Source organism: Streptomyces sp. NPDC046759, from assembly GCF_040645475.1.
Taxonomy (GTDB): Bacteria; Actinomycetota; Actinomycetes; order Streptomycetales; family Streptomycetaceae; genus Streptomyces.
Genome location: NZ_JBEYYJ010000011.1, coordinates 108,155 through 124,796, shown reverse-complemented (window position 1 = coordinate 124,796; position 16,642 = coordinate 108,155). Strand labels below are relative to the sequence as shown.

15 protein-coding genes are annotated in these 16,642 nt (G+C 71.7%); 6 read left to right on the top strand and 9 right to left on the bottom strand.

The genetic code is table 11. The features are described from left to right. The first annotated feature begins 5 nt into the window (after positions 1–5). The 5 genes from ABZ919_RS17330 (at position 6) to ABZ919_RS17310 (ending at position 5,416) form a co-directional block, all read left to right on the top strand. On the top strand, positions 6–1,370 hold the full coding sequence (locus ABZ919_RS17330; RefSeq protein ID WP_361248221.1) for a sugar ABC transporter substrate-binding protein: 1,365 nt from the start codon (positions 6–8) through the stop codon (positions 1,368–1,370). After that, complete coding sequence (locus tag ABZ919_RS17325) at positions 1,367–2,305, top strand: sugar ABC transporter permease (RefSeq protein ID WP_361248219.1); 939 nt, start codon at positions 1,367–1,369, stop codon at positions 2,303–2,305. The genes ABZ919_RS17330 and ABZ919_RS17325 overlap by 4 nt, the downstream gene beginning before the upstream one ends. Further along, the gene (locus ABZ919_RS17320; RefSeq protein ID WP_361248218.1) at positions 2,302–3,126 is read left to right on the top strand and encodes a carbohydrate ABC transporter permease; all 825 of its coding nucleotides are present in this window, start codon (positions 2,302–2,304) and stop codon (positions 3,124–3,126) included. The genes ABZ919_RS17325 and ABZ919_RS17320 overlap by 4 nt, the downstream gene beginning before the upstream one ends. After that, positions 3,123–4,112: a zinc-dependent alcohol dehydrogenase family protein gene (locus tag ABZ919_RS17315; RefSeq protein ID WP_361248217.1), complete on the top strand. Its 990-nt coding sequence runs from the start codon at positions 3,123–3,125 to the stop codon at positions 4,110–4,112. Before ABZ919_RS17320 ends, ABZ919_RS17315 begins: the two co-directional genes overlap by 4 nt. Positions 4,113–4,192: 80 nt before the next feature. Further along, on the top strand, positions 4,193–5,416 hold the full coding sequence (locus ABZ919_RS17310) for a TerD family protein (protein ID WP_361248215.1): 1,224 nt from the start codon (positions 4,193–4,195) through the stop codon (positions 5,414–5,416). 34 nt (positions 5,417–5,450) lie between these two features. On the opposite strand, the gene ABZ919_RS17305 is transcribed toward ABZ919_RS17310, so the two are convergent. The 5 genes from ABZ919_RS17305 to ABZ919_RS17285 all read right to left on the bottom strand — a co-directional run bounded on the left by ABZ919_RS17305 (position 5,451) and on the right by ABZ919_RS17285 (position 12,083). Further along, complete coding sequence (locus ABZ919_RS17305) at positions 5,451–6,047, bottom strand: helix-turn-helix domain-containing protein (protein ID WP_361248214.1); 597 nt, start codon at positions 6,045–6,047, stop codon at positions 5,451–5,453. 50 nt (positions 6,048–6,097) lie between these two features. Next, a complete protein-coding gene (locus tag ABZ919_RS17300; protein WP_361248212.1) occupies positions 6,098–6,754 on the bottom strand; it encodes a 2'-5' RNA ligase family protein in 657 nt (218 codons plus the stop codon). Between the two features lie 224 nt (positions 6,755–6,978). Then, the gene (locus ABZ919_RS17295) at positions 6,979–8,562 is read right to left on the bottom strand and encodes a TROVE domain-containing protein (RefSeq protein ID WP_361248210.1); all 1,584 of its coding nucleotides are present in this window, start codon (positions 8,560–8,562) and stop codon (positions 6,979–6,981) included. Positions 8,563–9,048: 486 nt separating this feature from the next. Continuing rightward, a complete protein-coding gene (locus ABZ919_RS17290; RefSeq protein WP_361248209.1) occupies positions 9,049–10,497 on the bottom strand; it encodes an alkaline phosphatase PhoX in 1,449 nt (482 codons plus the stop codon). A 158-nt stretch (positions 10,498–10,655) separates the two neighbouring features. Then, complete coding sequence (locus ABZ919_RS17285) at positions 10,656–12,083, bottom strand: hypothetical protein (RefSeq protein WP_361248207.1); 1,428 nt, start codon at positions 12,081–12,083, stop codon at positions 10,656–10,658. 265 nt (positions 12,084–12,348) lie between these two features. Here ABZ919_RS17285 and ABZ919_RS17280 point away from each other — a divergent pair, with 265 nt between their 5' ends. Beyond that, a complete protein-coding gene (locus tag ABZ919_RS17280) occupies positions 12,349–14,175 on the top strand; it encodes an endonuclease/exonuclease/phosphatase family protein (RefSeq protein WP_361248205.1) in 1,827 nt (608 codons plus the stop codon). A 9-nt stretch (positions 14,176–14,184) separates the two neighbouring features. On the opposite strand, the gene ABZ919_RS17275 is transcribed toward ABZ919_RS17280, so the two are convergent. The 4 genes from ABZ919_RS17275 to ABZ919_RS17260 form a co-directional block, all read right to left on the bottom strand. Beyond that, positions 14,185–14,922 (bottom strand): SRPBCC domain-containing protein, encoded by a 738-nt coding sequence (locus ABZ919_RS17275; RefSeq protein ID WP_361248203.1) that lies wholly within the window; start codon positions 14,920–14,922, stop codon positions 14,185–14,187. 14 nt (positions 14,923–14,936) lie between these two features. Next, positions 14,937–15,545 (bottom strand): helix-turn-helix domain-containing protein, encoded by a 609-nt coding sequence (locus ABZ919_RS17270; RefSeq protein WP_361248202.1) that lies wholly within the window; start codon positions 15,543–15,545, stop codon positions 14,937–14,939. 107 nt (positions 15,546–15,652) lie between these two features. Next, entirely contained in the window at positions 15,653–16,174 is a 522-nt protein-coding gene (locus tag ABZ919_RS17265; protein ID WP_361248200.1) for a DUF3618 domain-containing protein, read from the bottom strand. Continuing rightward, positions 16,171–16,590 carry a phage holin family protein gene (locus ABZ919_RS17260; RefSeq protein ID WP_361248198.1) on the bottom strand — a complete coding sequence of 140 codons (420 nt, stop codon included), beginning with the start codon at positions 16,588–16,590 and terminating at the stop codon, positions 16,171–16,173. The genes ABZ919_RS17265 and ABZ919_RS17260 overlap by 4 nt, the downstream gene beginning before the upstream one ends. Positions 16,591–16,642: the final 52 nt, after the last annotated feature.

Genomic DNA, 16,642 nt, shown 5'->3' with positions numbered 1-16,642 from the left:
GATCCATGCGAACCCAGAGCCGACGGAGGCCGCGAGTCACACTCGCCATAGCCGCCGCAGGGACGCTGCTCGCCCCGCTGCTCTCCGGCTGCTGGGTCGGTGCGGGCGGGACCGGTGGCGGAAACTCCATCAACGTGCTGATGGTCAACAACCCCCAGATGACCGAGCTGCAGAAGCTCGCCCCCCGCTTCACCGAAGAGACCGGCATCAAGGTCAACTTCACGGTCCTGCCGGAGAACGACGTCCGCGACAAGATCAGCCAGGACTTCGCCAACCAGGCGGGGCAGTACGACGTGGCGACGCTGAGCAACTACGAGATACCGATCTACGCCCGCAACGGCTGGCTGCACGAGATGGACTCGTACGTCGCCAAGGACCCGTCGTACGACGAACAGGACGTCCTCGGGCCCATGCGCCAGTCCCTGACCGCCACCGACGGCAAGCTCTACGGGCAGCCCTTCTACGGCGAGTCGTCCTTCCTGATGTACCGCAAGGACGTGTTCGCCGCGAAGGGCCTGACCATGCCGGCCCACCCCACCTGGCGGCAGGTCGCCGAGCTGGCCGCGAAGGCGGACGGCGCCAGGCCCGGTATGAGAGGCATCTGCCTGCGCGGCCTGCCGGGCTGGGGCGAACTGATGGCACCGCTGACCACGGTCGTGAACACCTTCGGCGGCACCTGGTTCGACAAGAAGTGGAAGGCCCACCTCGACTCCCCCGAGTTCGAGAAGGCGACAAAGTTCTATGTCGGCCTCGTCCGCGCGCACGGCGAGTCGGGCGCCGCCCAGTCCGGGTTCGCCGAGTGCCTGAACGACATGACCCAGGGCAAGGTCGCCATGTGGTACGACGCCACCTCCGCGGCCGGACTCCTGGAAGCACAGGACTCCCCGGTCAAGGGGAAACTCGGCTACGCCGCTGCCCCGGTGGAGCGGACGAAGTCCTCCGGCTGGCTCTACACCTGGGCCTGGGGCATCCAGAAGGCCTCCCGCAACCCCGACAAGGCCTGGAAGTTCGTCTCCTGGGCGTCCGGCAGGGGCTACGAGCAGCTGGTCGGCGAGACGAGCGGCTGGCCGGACGTCCCGGCGGGCAAGCGGGCGTCGACGTACGAGAACGCCGACTACCGCAGGTCGGCCGCCTCCTTCCAGGAGATGACCCGGGAGGCCATCGAGAGCGCCCGCCCGGACGACCCGGGCGTCCAGCCGCGGCCCGCACCCGGCATCCAGTTCGTCGGCATCCCCGAGTTCACCGACCTCGGCACCAAGGTCTCCCAGGAGATCAGCGCGGCCATCGCCGGACGCCAGTCCGTCGAGTCGGCCCTGAAGAAGTCCCAGCAACTCGCCGAGAAGATCTCCAAGGAGTACGAGGGACGATGACAGCGACGACCACGGCTCCCCTCGCGGCCGCCCCCGCACGCACACTCGGGCAGCCCCCGGCCCGGCTGCGGGCCTGGGCCACCCGGGCACCCCTCCTGCCCGCGCTCTTCTTCATGATCGTGGTGACCCAGCTGCCGTTCGTGGCCACGCTGGTGATCTCCTTCTTCGACTGGAACGCCCTCTATCCCAGGGCCCGGCACTTCACCGGCCTGGACAACTACCGCCAGGTGCTGACCGACGCCGACCTGCGCCACTCGGTGTGGACGACCGTCCTGCTCACCGTGGCGGTGGTGCTGGCCAGCCTGGTCCTCGGGCTGCTGCTGGCCCTGCTGCTGGACCGCAGGTTCCGCGGCCGGGGCGTCGTACGCACCCTGCTCATCGCGCCCTTCCTGGTGGTGCCGGTCGCCGCGGCACTGCTCTGGAAACATGTGCTCTACAACCCCGAATACGGCCTGCTCAATGGGTTGTTGCACTATGTGGGCGGTCCACAGCCCGATTGGATCTCCCACACCCCGCTGCTTGCGGTCGAAGCCTCCCTGGTGTGGCAGTGGACGCCGTTCATGATGCTGATCCTGCTCGCCGGGCTGCAGAGCCGCGACCAGCAGCAGATCGAGGCCGCGCGGGTCGACGGCGCGAACGACTGGCAGGTCTTCCGCCACCTGACACTCCCGCACCTGCGCCGCTACCTCGAACTCGGCGCCCTGCTCGGCTCGATCTACATCGTCCAGAACTTCGACGCGGTCTTCACGATCACGTCGGGAGGTCTGGGAACGGCGAACCTCCCCTACACCGTCTACCAGAGCTTCTACCAGGCCCACGAGAACGGCCTCGCCTCGGCCGCCGGCGTCCTGGTCGTCATCGGCTCCATCGTCATCGCGACCTTCGCCCTGCGCGTGGTGTCGTCCCTGTTCCGTGAGGAGGCGTCCCGCGCATGACCGCCGTACGCAGAAACGGGCTCGGCCTCGTGGCCTGGCTCGCCGGGATCGTGTTCTTCCTGCCGATCGCCTGGATGGCGCTGACGTCGTTCCACTCGGAGTCCGACGCCGCGACCAACCCGCCGTCCTTCACCGCGTCGCTGACGCTCGACGGCTACCGCGAGTTCTTCGGCAGCGGCGGCGGAGCGAGCCCGTGGCCCGCGCTGATCAACTCCACGGTGGCCTCGGTGGTCTCCACGCTGTGCGTCCTGCTGCTGGCCCTGCCGGCGGCGTACGCGCTGTCGATCCGGCCGGTGAGGAAGTGGACGGACGTGCTGTTCTTCTTCCTGTCCACGAAGATGCTGCCGGCCGTGGCGGGCCTGCTCCCGATCTACCTGTTCGCCAAGAACGCCGGGATGCTCGACGACATCTGGCTCCTGGTGGTCCTCTACACCGCCATGAACCTGCCGATCGCGGTGTGGATGATGCAGTCCTTCCTCGCCGAGGTGCCGGTCGCGGTCATCGAGGCGGCGCGCGTGGACGGCGCGCGGCTGCCGACGATCCTCGCCCGCGTGGTCGCCCCGATCGCCCTTCCCGGCATCGCCGCCACCGCCCTGATCTGCTTCATCTTCAGCTGGAACGAGCTGCTGTTCGCCCGGGTCCTCACGGGCGTGGTCGCCGAGACCGCTCCCGTCTTCCTGACCGGCTTCATCACCAGCCAGGGCCTGTTCCTGGCCAAGGTGTGCGCCGCGTCGCTCGTCATCTCCCTGCCGGTGCTCGCCGCGGGGTTCGCCGCCCAGGACAAGCTGGTCCAGGGCCTGTCGTTGGGAGCCGTGAAATGAAGGCCGCCGTCATCGAGTCCGTGGGCCGCGCCGTCGTCACCGAGGTCCCGGACCCGGCACCCGGCCCCCGTGAGGTCGTCGTCGAGGTCGCCGCCTGCGGCCTGTGCGGCACCGATCTGCACATCCTCCAGGGCGAGTTCGCGCCGAAGCTGCCGATCGTGCCCGGGCACGAGTTCGCGGGGCGGGTGGTCGAGGTGGGGGCCCAGGTCACGGAGGTCGCGGTCGGCGACCGGGTGGCCGTGGACCCCTCCCTGTACTGCTACGAGTGCCGTTACTGCCGTAGCGGCCACAACAACCTGTGCGAGCGGTGGGCCGCGATCGGCGTGACCACGGCCGGCGGTGCGGCACAGTACGCCCTCGCGCCCGTCGCCAACTGCGTGAAGCTGCCCGAGCACGTGCGCACCGAGGACGCGGCCCTGGTGGAGCCCCTGTCGTGCGCGGTGCGCGGCTATGACGTCCTGCGCTCCCGCCTGGGCGCCCATGTGCTGATCTACGGCTCCGGGACGATGGGCCTGATGATGCTGGAGCTGGCCAAGCGGACGGGCGCGGCGAGCGTCGACGTGGTCGACGTGAACCCCGCGCGCCTGGAGACGGCCCGGCTGCTCGGCGTCTCGGCCGCGGCGGGCAGCGCGGAGGAACTGGACCGGCCGCAGGGCTGGGACGTGGTCGTGGACGCGACCGGCAACGCGGCGGCGATCCAGGACGGCCTGGAGCGGGTCGCGAAGGCGGGGACGTTCCTGCAGTTCGGAGTGGCCGACTACGCGACCCGGGTGACGATCGACCCGTACCGCATCTACAACCAGGAGATCACCATCACCGGGTCCATGGCGGTCCTGCACAGCTTCGAGCGGGCCGCCGAGCTGTTCGCGAACGGGGTGCTCGATCCCCGGGTGTTCATCAGCGACCGGATCCCGCTGGCGCGGTACCCGCAGGCGCTGGAGCAGTTCGCCGCGGGCGTGGGGCGGAAGATCGTGGTGGTGCCGTAGGCCGTTCGGCGGGATCCGGCGGAATTCGACGGGTAAGGGAACGGTAAATCGGTCTCGTTCGTTCACCGGCCATGACAGCTATGACCCCTGGCTCGAACATCCCTCTCCCCGCCGTCCGCGTGACGGTGGACGTGGCCGCCCCGGTGCGGCTCGACGTGTCGGGCCTGCTGCTCACGGCCGACGGCAAGGTGCGCTCGGACGACGACTTCGTCTTCTACAACCAGCCGACGGGACCGGGCGTGACCCACACCTCCGGGGGCGGTGCGGCGCCGGACGCGATCACGGTCGACACCGCCGCCGTCCCGCCGGACATCGAGAAGATCGTGGTCACCGCGAGCCCGGACGCGGCCGGCCAGACCTTCCACGGCATCGAGCCGACGGCCACGATCCGCGACACGGACGGCGGCGCGGTGCTGGCCACGTTCACCCCGCCGCAGCTCGGCACGGAGACGGCGCTGGTCGTCGTGGAGATCTACCGCCGGGGCGGCGCCTGGAAGGCCCGCGCGGTCGGCCAGGGGTACGCAAACGGGCTGGCCGGCATCGCGACGGACTTCGGAGTGACGGTGGAGGAGCCGGCGGCCACGCCCGCGGCGCCCCCGCAGCCGGCCGCGGCCCCCGCAGCCCCGCAGCATCCGGTCGTCCCGCCGCCGCCCGCCGTGCAGCCGCCGGCCACCCCGCCGGCCCCGCCGCTGCCCGCTTCCCCGGCGGCGCCCGCGCCGGGCGGCGGGAAGATCAACCTGGACAAGGGCCGGGTCAGCCTGCAGAAGAACCAGACCGTGTCCCTGATCAAGGGCGGCCGCCCGCTGCTCTCCCAGGTGCGGATGGGCCTCGGCTGGGAGCCCGCCTTCCGCGGCAAGGACATCGACCTGGACGCCTCGGTCATCGCCTACGGACCGCAGCGCAACCACATCGACAGCTGCTACTTCGGCAAGCTGACGATCCTGAACGGCGCGGTCAGGCACTCCGGCGACAACCTCACCGGCGAGGGCGCGGGCGACGACGAGGCGATCACAGTCGACCTGGGCCGCCTCCCCCTGGAGGTCTCCGGCCTGGTCTTCACGGTCAATTCCTTCTCCGGGCAGAAGTTCACCGAGGTCGCCAAGGCCTACTGCCGTCTGCTGGACGCCACCACCGGCGAGGAACTGGTCCGCTTCGACCTCACCCACGCCGAACCCCAGACCGGCGTGATGATGGCCAAACTCGTCCGCCAGTTCTCCGGCGAGTGGGACATGACGGCGATGGGCGACTTCGTCAAGGCCCGCACGGTGCGCAACATGGTGGAGCCGGGAGCGCGGGCTCTGTAGGCGGTCGTACGCCGGCCGGTGGCGCCCCCGTAGGTCAGGGGGCGCCCGCCGGTCCGGCCGTTCCGCCCGGCCGCAGACCCTCGGTCACCAGGGACAGATAGCGTCGGATCTGCCTTCCCTGTCCGTCCGCCAGCTCCGACGCCGAGGCCACGCCGTGCGCGAGGCGCAGCACCTCGATCGGCTCGACGTCCGGCCGCAGGCTGCCCTCGCGCTGCGCCGCCTCCACCAGCCGTCGCGCCGCGTCCTGCACAAAGGTGCCGCAGGCGGCGCCCGCGACGGAGCTGCCGTCGGTGACGGCCGAACCCAGCAGCGCCTTCAGGCCCCGCACCTGGATCGTCCCGACGCACACCTCGTCGAGCCACTCCATCAGCGCCTCGCCCGGCGGCAGCTGCGCGGCCAGCTCCCCGGCCCGGGCCGCCATGGCCTGGATCCGGTCCATGTACGCGGCCTCCAGCAGGTCCTGCCGGGTCGGGAAGTGCCGGTAGAGCGTGCCCGAGCCGACCCCGGCCCGCTTGGCGATGTCGTCCAGCGAGGCGTTCTCCCCGTGCTCGGCGAAGGCCTCGGCCGCCACCTGCAGCAACCGCTCGTAATTGCGCCGAGCGTCCGCGCGCATGGGCCTGAGCTGCGCCATCCAACTGCTCCTCGCCAAACGGGGATCCTCTCCGAATCCTATCGGCCCGGTCAGCCGGACACCGGTGGTCCGTACCCGCCGGCCGCCGGGTCCGGGCCGGGACGACGGCGTACCGCGCCGCTGCCCAGGTCGATGGTGGCGCGCGTCCGCATGGGGCCGTCATCGCGGCGTGACAGCAGCACGATCTCGGCCACGCGCGCGTGCAGCACGCCGAGCCGGGCGGCGCATTCTGCGGCGAGGACCCGCGGGACGCGGGTACGCCCGAGCGAGAGGTGCGGGGTGAAGCGCGGGAAGCGGTCCGTGCAGGCCGGGAAGGTTTCCGCCAGCGCACGCCTGAGCTCCGTCCAGGGCGCGAGGCCGGCCGTCGCGGGGTCGAGCCAGACGGTGGCGTAGGACCGGTGACGGAAGGCACGGACTGCGCCGAGCCTGATGTCGAAGGGCTCGCACTCCGCCGCCGCGGCGGCCAGCAGCGGGAGCGCGGCCGGGAAGTCCTCCTCCGGCACGAAGCCGAAGAGGAGGTTCACGTGGGGCGGCCAGCGGCGGATCTGCGGGTCGTGCTCGACGCGGATGCCCTGGATGGCGGGCCACAGCCCGGCCGGGGGCAGCCATGCCACGGCCGTCCGGGGCGTGGGCACCGACGAGAGGCGGCCGGGGACCGCCTCCGGCCGGGGGTCCTCGGCCGGGCCGGGCGCCGGAGGGCAGGTCATACCGCCATCATGGCCCTGCCCGCCGACGGCCGCCGCCCCCGAGCCGGGCGGCCTGCTCACGGGCCCGCCGTACGTCCGCTCCTCACCGGAGGCGGGCACGGACAAGCGCGTGGCCCGCGCCCCCTAGGAGCGCGGGCCACTGTCACCTGTGCGGCTCAGGGGCCGCACGCCGCTCGGGGCCGCATGCCGCCCGGGGCCGCATGCCGCTCGGGGCCGCATGCCGCTCAGGCCTGCCACGGCCAGCGGCTGTCGTCGGCCGCCTCGAGCAGGGGCACCATCCGGAAGGCCGCGTCCGACAGGCCACCGAAGGTGTGCCGGTTTCCCGCGCCCGACGGTCCGTGGCCCGCCCGGTAGCCCTCCAGGTTCCAGGTGTAGACGGGCACATGGGCCGGCACCTGGGCGGTCGGGTCGCCGTGCCGGTTCGGGGCGTACTGCTCGTCGGTGACGATCAGCACCCGGTCGTGGTGCGCGTAGTGCCGGCGCACGGCGCCGGTGGTGTCGGTACCGCCCAGGTCTCCGAAGCGCTCCAGGATCTTCAACACGGACTCCCCCTTACGGAACTTCACCTTGTTGCTGGTCGTGCCGAACTCGACCAGGTCGGCGTCGGCCGCCCGCAGGGCGAGCGCGGTGCCGAAGATCGCCGCCGCGTCGGCCCGGGTCAGCTCCGAGCGGTCCCGCGACCGCGCCCAGAACATCGAGCCCGACCGGTCGACCAGGACCAGCGTCCGGCCCGGCAGCGCGGGCACGTTGGCCAGCGAGTGGCCGAGCGCCTGCTCCAGCGGGTAGGACCAGCGCAGCGACGGCGCGTGCCGGTGGGCGGCGAGGTAGCGGAACGGGAACTGCCGCGAGCGTGCCACCTGCTCCGGGTCGCTGATCCTTGCCGCCACCCGGGCCGCGACCTCGTCGGACACCCCGGCCTCGTCGAAGTTGCGCAGGTTGCGCACCAGTGCCATGGCGCCCATGGACGGGATCACGGCCTCCCAGGCCGCCTTGTCCATCGGGCCGTGCAGCCAGCCGGCCAGCGCCTCCCAGGTGAGACCGGCCGCTGCCAGCCGCTCGGCGCCTGTGGGCGAGGTGACGACGGCCCGCCGCTCCTCGACGGGCAGCGCCATCAGCTCGCGGTGCGCGGTGAGCACCGGGAGCGACGAGGGCGGCACGGCGGTGTCCGGGTGGTGCCGGCGGTCGAGGGCGTACCGGAACAGCTCGCCCTGCCACGGCTTGTCCGGGGCCGGGACCGCGTGCACCAGGTTGAGGACGTCGCCGAAGCGGTAGCCCTTGGCGGCGGTGTCGTACCTCAGCAGCGACTTGGCGTGGTACAGCCGTCGTACGGCGTCGGCGATCCCGCGCTTGACCGGCTTGGGGACGGCACGGCCGTACGCCGACGTCCAGTACGCGAGCAACTCGCCGGGCTCGTCCGGGCGCTGCAGGACGGAGTCCACGACCTGCCGGTTGGAAGGGCCGTGGGTCGCACCGGACGTCAGACGCGCGTGCACGTACTCGGCGGCGCCCACGAGGGACGCCGTCCGCATGTTTCCCGCACCGCGCAGCCAGCCGAGCAGTCCGGCCGTCCACTCCGGGTCGCTGACGGCGAGGTCGCGCACCAGACGGGTGAAGCGGTCGTCGCGGTCGGCGCCGCACTCGTAGAAGGTGTCCTGCGAGACGAAGTTCGAGATCGCGAGAAGAAAGAGCTCCGAGCGCGGCTCCCGCTCCCGCCCCCGGCCGCCCTCGTGGGTCCGCAGGATCCGGCCCGTCGTGGTCACCGCCGACTTCGGCTGTGCCTTCGCTGTACGCGTGTTGAATCGCGCCATGGTGAATTCCCCCGAATTCTTTGTCCATTCGGAGGGAGGCGCGGCAAAGGGAGGGTGTCCGAGATCAGGGGTCTGCGACGGAACACACACCCGGCGCGTCTTCCATTTCCGCCACACCGACCCGAAGTCGGTGACGGGATTCGAACCCGCAACATACCGTGTCCCGAAGTATCCGCTGCCTGCGCACCGGACACCCACCGTGTGCCACGCCTCCCGAGATCAGAGCCGGCGGCGGCGTGGGTTCTTTTGGAGAGAAGTAGCCGCTGCCTTCGCACCGGGAGGTGCGTGAAGTTTTCGGTGTCCAGAGATCGAGGTCGGCGGAACCGACGTGTGGTGCTCTCACCCCTGAGCTACACCGGCCTGTCGGAGCCGGTGGCGGGACTCGAACCCGCGGCCTCCCCGTTATGAGCGGAAGTAGGTCCTGCCTGTCGCACCTGGACATGGATCACTTTAGGAGGCAGGCCGCGGGCCGGGCGAACGAATTTATTACCGCTTCTGCCGCTTCCACGGTCCGGTGACGGCGAGCATGATGCCGGGCGTCTGGATGTTGGCGTACAGGGTCCTGCCGTCGGGCGAGAAGGTGACGCCGGTGAACTCGCTGTACTCGGGCTCCGCTTCGGTACCGATGTTGAGTTCGTTCCGGGCGATGGGGTAGGTGCGGCCGCTCTCGGTGGCGCCGAACAGGTGCTGGACGCCCTCGCCGTCCTCGGCGACGACCAGGCCTCCGTACGGGGAGACGGTGATGTTGTCCGGGCCGTCGAAGGCGCCGTCCCTGGCCGGGTCGGGGTTCACGCCGAGCAGCACCTTCAGGGTGAGGGTGCGGCGCGCCGGGTCATAGAACCAGACCTGCCCGTCGTGGTGGACCGGGCTCTCCGCGCGGGCGTAGGAGGAGACGACGTAGGCGCCGCCGTCGCCCCACCACATGCCCTCCAGCTTGCGGGCGCGGGTGATCCGGTCGTCGGTGAACTGCCTGCGGGTGGAGACCTGCTGGGCGTCGCGGTCGGGGACGTCCACCCAGTCGACGCCGTAGACGGTGCCGGTCCTGGTGGCGCGGGACAGGTCGTCCACGAACCTGCCGCCGGAGTCGAAGCACTTGAAGGCCTGGAGCCTGCCCGCGTCGTCGGCGAGGGTGCGCAGCCTGCCGCGGCCGTGCCGGAAGCCCTCCGGCGGGGTCCAGCGGTAGAGCAGGCCGTTGGGGCCGGACGCGTCCTCGGTGAGGTAGAGGTGGCCGCGCTTGGGGTCGATGACCACGGCCTCGTGGGCGTAGCGGCCGAGGGCCTTGACCGGCTTGGGGTCGCGGTTGGCGCGGCGGTCCTCGGGGTCGACCTCGAAGACGTAGCCGTGGTCCATGGTGAAGCCGTTCTTCCCGGCCTTGTCCTCGGTCTCCTCACAGGTCAGCCAGGTACCCCAAGGGGTGCTGCCCCCGGCGCAGTTGGTGGCGGTGCCGGCGATGCCGACCCACTCGGCGACCTCGCCGCCGCGGCGGACCTCGACGACGGTGCAGCCGCCGGCCGCGGCCGGGTCGTAGACCAGGCCCTCGGTGAGCGGCACCGGGTGCGGCCACTGGGCGCGCGCGCCGGCGAGTTCGTGGTTGTTGACCAGCAGGGTGGTGCCGCGGGGGCCCTCGAAGGTGGCGGTGCCGTCGTGATTGGACGGAGTGAACTCACCCGACTCCAGCGTGGTCCTGCCGCTGTAGGTGATGATCTCGTAGCTGAAGCCCGCGGGCAGGGCGAGGATGCCGTTCGGGTCGGAGAGCAGCGGGCCGTAGCCGACGCTGTGGTGACCACCGTGTGCCGACTCCGCCCCGGTGGTGTCGATGTCCGTCGCGGCGAGGGCGTTGGGCGCGCTGGCGAGCGCGCCGACGCTGCCCGTCAGGGCGACCCCGGCACCGGTGATCGCTGACTTTCCGGCGAAGTCCCTGCGGGTGAGCGACATGTGTGTCTCCTGAGACGGTGGGAGCCGTGGAGGGCGGCGGACCTCGTTCGGCGCACACACTCCCGCCGCACCCTGAACGGGAGCTGAACGCCACGCGACGCCGCAGACCCTTGTTCAAGAATCCGTATGCACCACCCCATGGCCGGCCCAAGAGGCGCTCAGCCGCCCTGCGCCGACCGCGCCTTGAACGCGGCCTTCCGCGCCTCCTTCGCCACCTTCTTGTCCGGGTGCAGCCGCCCCATCGCCTCGAGCACATCGGCCGTGGCCGGGTGTTCCACCCGCCAGGCGGTCGCGAAGAACCCGCTGTGCTGCGCGGCCAGCCCCTCCACCAGCGCCTGGAGTTCCTCGGAGTTGCCCTCGGCGGCCAGCTGCGCGGCCACCGTGTCGACGGTCAGCCAGAACACCAGTTCCTCGGAGGGTGCGGGGACCCCCGCCGCACCCCGCTCGCTGAGCCAGACGCGGGCCAGGCCGCCCAGTTCGGGATCGTCCAGCACCTCCCGCAACGCCGGCTCGGCCTCCTCGCCGACCAGGGACAGCGCCTGCTGGCAGCGCAGCCGCCGCAGCGGCGCCCCCGCGTCCGCACCGCGTGCCGCCGCCAGCAACTCCCTCGCGGCGGTGAGCGGTTCGCGCCGGGCGAGCCACTGCTCGGTCTCGCCCCGCGCCGCCGCCCGGCCGAACCGCGCCGTACCGTCGAGCAGCGCGTCCGCTCCCTTGTCGGCGAGTTCACCGACCGCCGGCGCCGCCAACCCGGCCTCCAGCAGCCGTGCCCGCAGCCCGTACGCGCCGAGCGGGGTGAGCCGCACCATGCCGTACCGCGAGACGTCGGTGTCGTCCATGGGCGCGGCGGATCCCTCGTCGCCGTCGGCCATCAACGCCTCGTCCACCGGCTGGTACTCCACGAGCCCCACCGGCTCCAGCATCCTGAACTGGTCGTCCAGCCGCATCATCGCGTCGGAGACCTGCTCCAGGACGTCGTTGGTGGGTTCGCCCATGCCGTCGGGGACGAGCATCGAGGCGGCGAGAGCGGGGAGCGGGACGGGCGAGTCGCCGGGGCCGTCCTCACTCACCGTCAGCATGTACAGATTGCCGAGGACGCCGTCCAGGAACTCCGCCTCGGCCTGCGGGTCCCAGTCGAGTGACGAGAAATCGATCTCGCCGCCCTCGTCCAGGGCGTCGACCAGATCGTCCAGATCGGGCACGCTCGCGTCGGCGAGTACGGTCTCCAGCGCGGCGAGCCACACGCCGAGCACCTCGGCCGGGGAGCCACCGGTGAGCCGTTTCAGCCGCTGCGCCGCCCGGACGGTCCCGGCCTCCTCGTCCACGATCTCCACGAGCCCCGCGTCCACGGCGACCCGCCAGGCCTCGCCGGCGTACGCGGCGGCGTCGTCGCCGCTCAGCCCGAGCAGTTCGGCGGCTGCCGGAAGCTGCTCCTCGGCCAGGGCGCCGCCGGCGTCGACGCGGGTGCCGGGGCCGGCCCAGCGGGCGAGGCGGGCGGCGCGGGAGAGCAACGGCGTGGACAGCGCGGCGCGCGCCAGCTCCGCTTCGGGGTGCAGCCGTACGGGCGGCAGGGGGGAGCTGTCTGACATCGGCTGGTTCTCCTCGGACCGTGAACGGGCTCAACCGCTCAGCCTAGACGGATTTCCACCCATGCCGCCCGGTTCATCTCGCCGTCAGCAGTCGTACATGGCCGGAACCTTGACAACTCCCCACGCCAGGCAGGAGATTGACGCGCGTAGAAGTTCGGGGGACAACTGTTCACTGGGCTCTACGCGTGTCACGGAGGGCTACCGGCCCCACACGCTCCCGTTCCACCCTCGTCCCGGCGTTCACGTATGTCCCCGGAGGGAACCCTTGCCGAGCAGGTCTTCCGCGCGCCTCGCCGCGCTCACCGTCGCCGCCGTCTGCAGCGCGGCGTCCGCCGTCGTCCTCACCTCCCCCGCGCACGCCGACGCGGTACGCATCCACGACATCCAGGGCACGACCCGGATATCCCCGTTCGCCGGGCAGAAGGTCACGGACGTGCCCGGCATCGTCACGGCCACGCGCGCGTACGGCTCCTCCAGAGGTTTCTGGATCCAGGATCCGACGCCGGACGACGATCCGGCCACCAGCGAGGGCGTCTTCGTCTTCACCAGCTCCACGCCGAAGGTCGCGGTCGGCGACTCGGTGACGGTGACCGGCACGGTCTCCGAGTACGTCCCCGGCGGCGCCTCGACGGGCAACCAGTCGCTGACGGAGATCACCAAGCCGACGATCACCACCGTCTCCACCGGCAACCCGGTCCCGGCGCCGGTCGTGATCGACGAGGACTCGGTGCCGGACGCGTACGCACCGGCGGGCGACACCGCGGCCGCGGGCTCGATCAACGGCCTGACCCTGGACCCGTCGACGTACGCCCTGGACTACTACGAGTCCCTGGAGGGCATGAACGTCCAGGTCGAGGACACCCGCGTGGTCACCGCGACCGACCCCTACAGCGAGCTCTGGGTGACCGTGAAGCCGTGGGAGCACCGCAGCCGCCGCGGCGGCACGGTCTACGGTTCCTACGAGTCGCAGAACACGGGCCGGCTGCAGATCCAGTCGCTGGGCCCGACCGCCGACTTCCCGAAGGCGAACGTCGGCGACACCCTCTCCGGCACGACGACCGGCCCCCTGGACTTCAACCAGTTCGGCGGCTACACCCTCGTCGCGAGCAAGCTCGGCACGCTGCAGAGCGGCGGCCTGGAGCGCGAGACCACCCGGAAGCAGTCCGGCCGCGAGCTGGCGGTGGCGACGTACAACGTCGAGAACCTCGACCCCTCCGACGCCACCTTCGACAAGCACGCCGCCGCGATCGTGAACCACCTCCAGTCGCCGGACATCGTGTCCCTGGAGGAGATCCAGGACAACAACGGCGCCACGGACGACGGAACGGTCGACGCGAGCGAAACCGTCGACAAACTGATCGACGCGATCGTCGCGGCGGGCGGCCCGAAGTACGACTGGCGCTCGATCAACCCGGTCAACGACCAGGACGGCGGCCAGCCGGGCGGCAACATCCGCCAGGTGTTCCTGTTCAACCCCGAGCGGGTGTCCTTCGTGGACCGCGCGGGCGGCGACTCCACCACCGCGGTCGGCGTCACCAAGGAGGACGGCAAGGCCGAACTGACGGTCTCCCCCGGCCGGATCGACCCGGCGAACGCCGCCTGGAAGGACAGCCGCAAGCCTCTGGCCGGCCAGTTCGTCTTCCGCGGCAAGACCGTCTTCGTGATCGCCAACCACCTGGTCTCCAAGGGCGGCGACCAGGGCCTGACCTCGCAGTACCAGCCGCCGACCCGCAGCTCGGAGATCCAGCGCCACGCGCAGGCGACCGCGGTGAACGCGTTCGTCAAGGACATCCTGAAGGTCCAGAAGAACGCGGACGTCATCGCGCTCGGCGACATGAACGACTTCGAGTTCTCCGGCACCGCGCAGATCCTCGAGGGCGACGGCGAGCTGTGGTCGGCGATCAAGTCGCTGCCCAAGAGCGAGCGTTACACCTACGACTACCAGGGCAACGAGCAGGTCCTGGACCAGATCCTGATCAGCCCGGCGATCCGGCGCGGCTGCGACTTCGAGTACGACAGCGTGCACATCAACTCGGAGTTCAACGACCAGATCAGCGACCACGACCCGCAGGTGCTGCGCTTCCGCCCGTGACCGGGGTCCTCAGGACTGGCTGAACGTCCCGTTCAGCCAGTCCTGCCAGGCCCTCTCGTTCGCCTCGGCGTCGGCGTCCGGCGCGAAGTCGTGGACGCTGATGCCGAGCGGGTTGCCCCAGTGGCCGCGCCCGAAGAAGCGGATGAGGGCGGTGTCGGTGCGCAGCCCGATGAAATACGGGTTGCGGTAGTCGAGTACGGCGTCCAGGGGCCGTCCGCCGGGTCCCTGGACGACGGCCTTCGTACCGGCGGCCGCGTCGTCCGCCAGGCCGAGCGCGCGGCCCGCCGCGGCGAGCGCCCGCGGGTCGGCCGAGGCCGCGGGCCCGTTCAGCTGGGCGAAGGTGACCGGGCGGGGCGCGAAGTGCGTGAGGTACTCGCGCAGGGTGTGCAGATAGAAGTTGGTGTGCTTGCTCGCACCGTCGTACTGGTTGTTCCAGTCGTCGGTGAAGATGCCGCTGTGCACGTAGCGCACCCAGGCGCGGCGGCCCTCGTCCCGGGGCTCGATGGTGTAGTCGAGCTGGTTGAGCGACTGGGTGGGCATGCCCACGTTCTCGCTGCGGCTGGTGTAGCGGTGCGGCGGATCCCAGGCGGTGACGGTGGACCCGTAGGGGCCCCTGCCGCCCTCGCGCGGCTCGGGCGGGTCCATGGGCCACAGGTAGCCACCGGTGCCGGTGGTGACCGCGTCCCAGACCTTCTCGGGCGGGACATCGACCTCGAACTCGCGGACGATCTCGAATTCCTTGGACATGGCGGGGTTCCTGCTCACTTCTCCGGTTCGGGGGCGGGCCGGTCCTTGACCGTGGGGTGGAGGGCGACGACGATCCGGTGGTCGCGGCCGTCCTCGGCGTCGGGCGCGTCGTACTTGCGGACCAGCGCGCTCACGCCCGCCGTCAGCTCCTGCACGAAGGCCGCCCGGTCGGCGGCGGAGGCGAAGCGGACCTGGCCGTCCAGGGCGTACGTCGCGAGCCGCTTGCGGGCCCGGGCGGCGCCGGTGATCAGCTCGCCGACGTCCCGCACCAGACGGGCGCCGAGGGCGAGCAGCCAGCGCGCGGAGAGCTGGTCGCGGAAGCGGTCCGGGTCCGGCTGCACGGCGGGCAGGGCGGCCGGCGAGATGACGTACGACGCGGCCGTCGCGCGCATCAGCCGCTCGGTGACATTGCCCTTGCGGCGTTCTCCGGCCAGCTCGACCAGGCCGTGCCGCTCCAGCGCCCTGAGGTGGTAGTTCACCTTCTGCCGGGGCAGTCCGACCTTGCCGGCCAGCATCGCCGCCGACGCGGGTTGGGCGGTCAGTTCGGCGAGCAGCCGGGCCCTCACCGGGTCCAGCGACACGGCCGCCGCCTCGGGGTCCTCGATCGCGGTCACGTCCAGCATGCGCCCACCCTCCCACCGAAAACTTTTTTTGTCCAGAAGGACAGAATTTTCGGTGAGAGGGTGGACGGCGCCGGGCGCGGCGGAGCCCTGCCGCACCCGGCCGGCGCTCAGTGGTGCTGCCGGCGCCAGGCGATGCCGGCCGCCACCGCGGCCGCGGCCAGCACGCCCACGGCGAGGACCGGCCCGGGATGGCGCATGCCCGCGCGCACCGTCCCCCGCAGGGGCTGCGGGACGGAGCCCTCGACGGAGTGCCCGGCGTGTTCGGCCCGCTGCTGGACGGCGTGCCCCATCTGCGCTGCCCGGCCCTGTACGGCATGACCGGCCTGTGCGGCCCTGCCCTGCACGGTGTGACCCGCCCTGGCCGCCCGGCCCTGCATCGCGTGCCCGGCCTTGGCCGCCCGGCCCTGCATGTCGTGGCCGGCATGTGCGGCACTCGCGCGCAGCTGTACGGTCATGGCGCCGGCCTTGTCCATCAGGTCGGCGGCCCGCACCCGGGCGCGCTCCTTGACGTCGGCCTTGCCGACCAGCTGGGCGACGGTGTCACCCAGCTGGTGCCTGGTGTGCTCGATCTGCTGCCGCAGCTCGTCGGGGCCCTTGGCGCCCGAGCCGTGCGGGATCCTGTGCTTCATCGATGTGCCCTTTCCCTGATCGCGTCGACGTCCGCCCTGACGCTGCCGAGCGTCTCCTCGGGCGCCCGCGGGGCGGCGCGGCGCAGCTGGGCGCGCCCCGTCGCGGCCGGAACCGCGGCGACGGCGAACAGCGCGCCCGCGACGACGAGTGCCGCCGCCCACACGGGCAGCGCCGGACAGAGGGCGGCGGTGGCGGCCGCGGCAAGGGCGATCAGCCCGACTTGGCCGACGGTGCCCGCGGCGCCCAGCAGCCCGCCGCCGCGTCCGGCGCGGCGGCCCTTCTCCGCCAACTCCTCCTTGGCAAGAGCGACTTCCTGGCGCTGCAGCCGGGGGAGCTGTTCGGTGGCCCGGCCGACGAGTGCTCCCGCGGAGGGACGCCCGTCGGCCGCGGGCCATGCCTGCGGGGTCACGGTCACGGTGTTCCGCCTCCTCTCTGTACGGAACCTCCGGGTACCCGGGCTGGGGGCC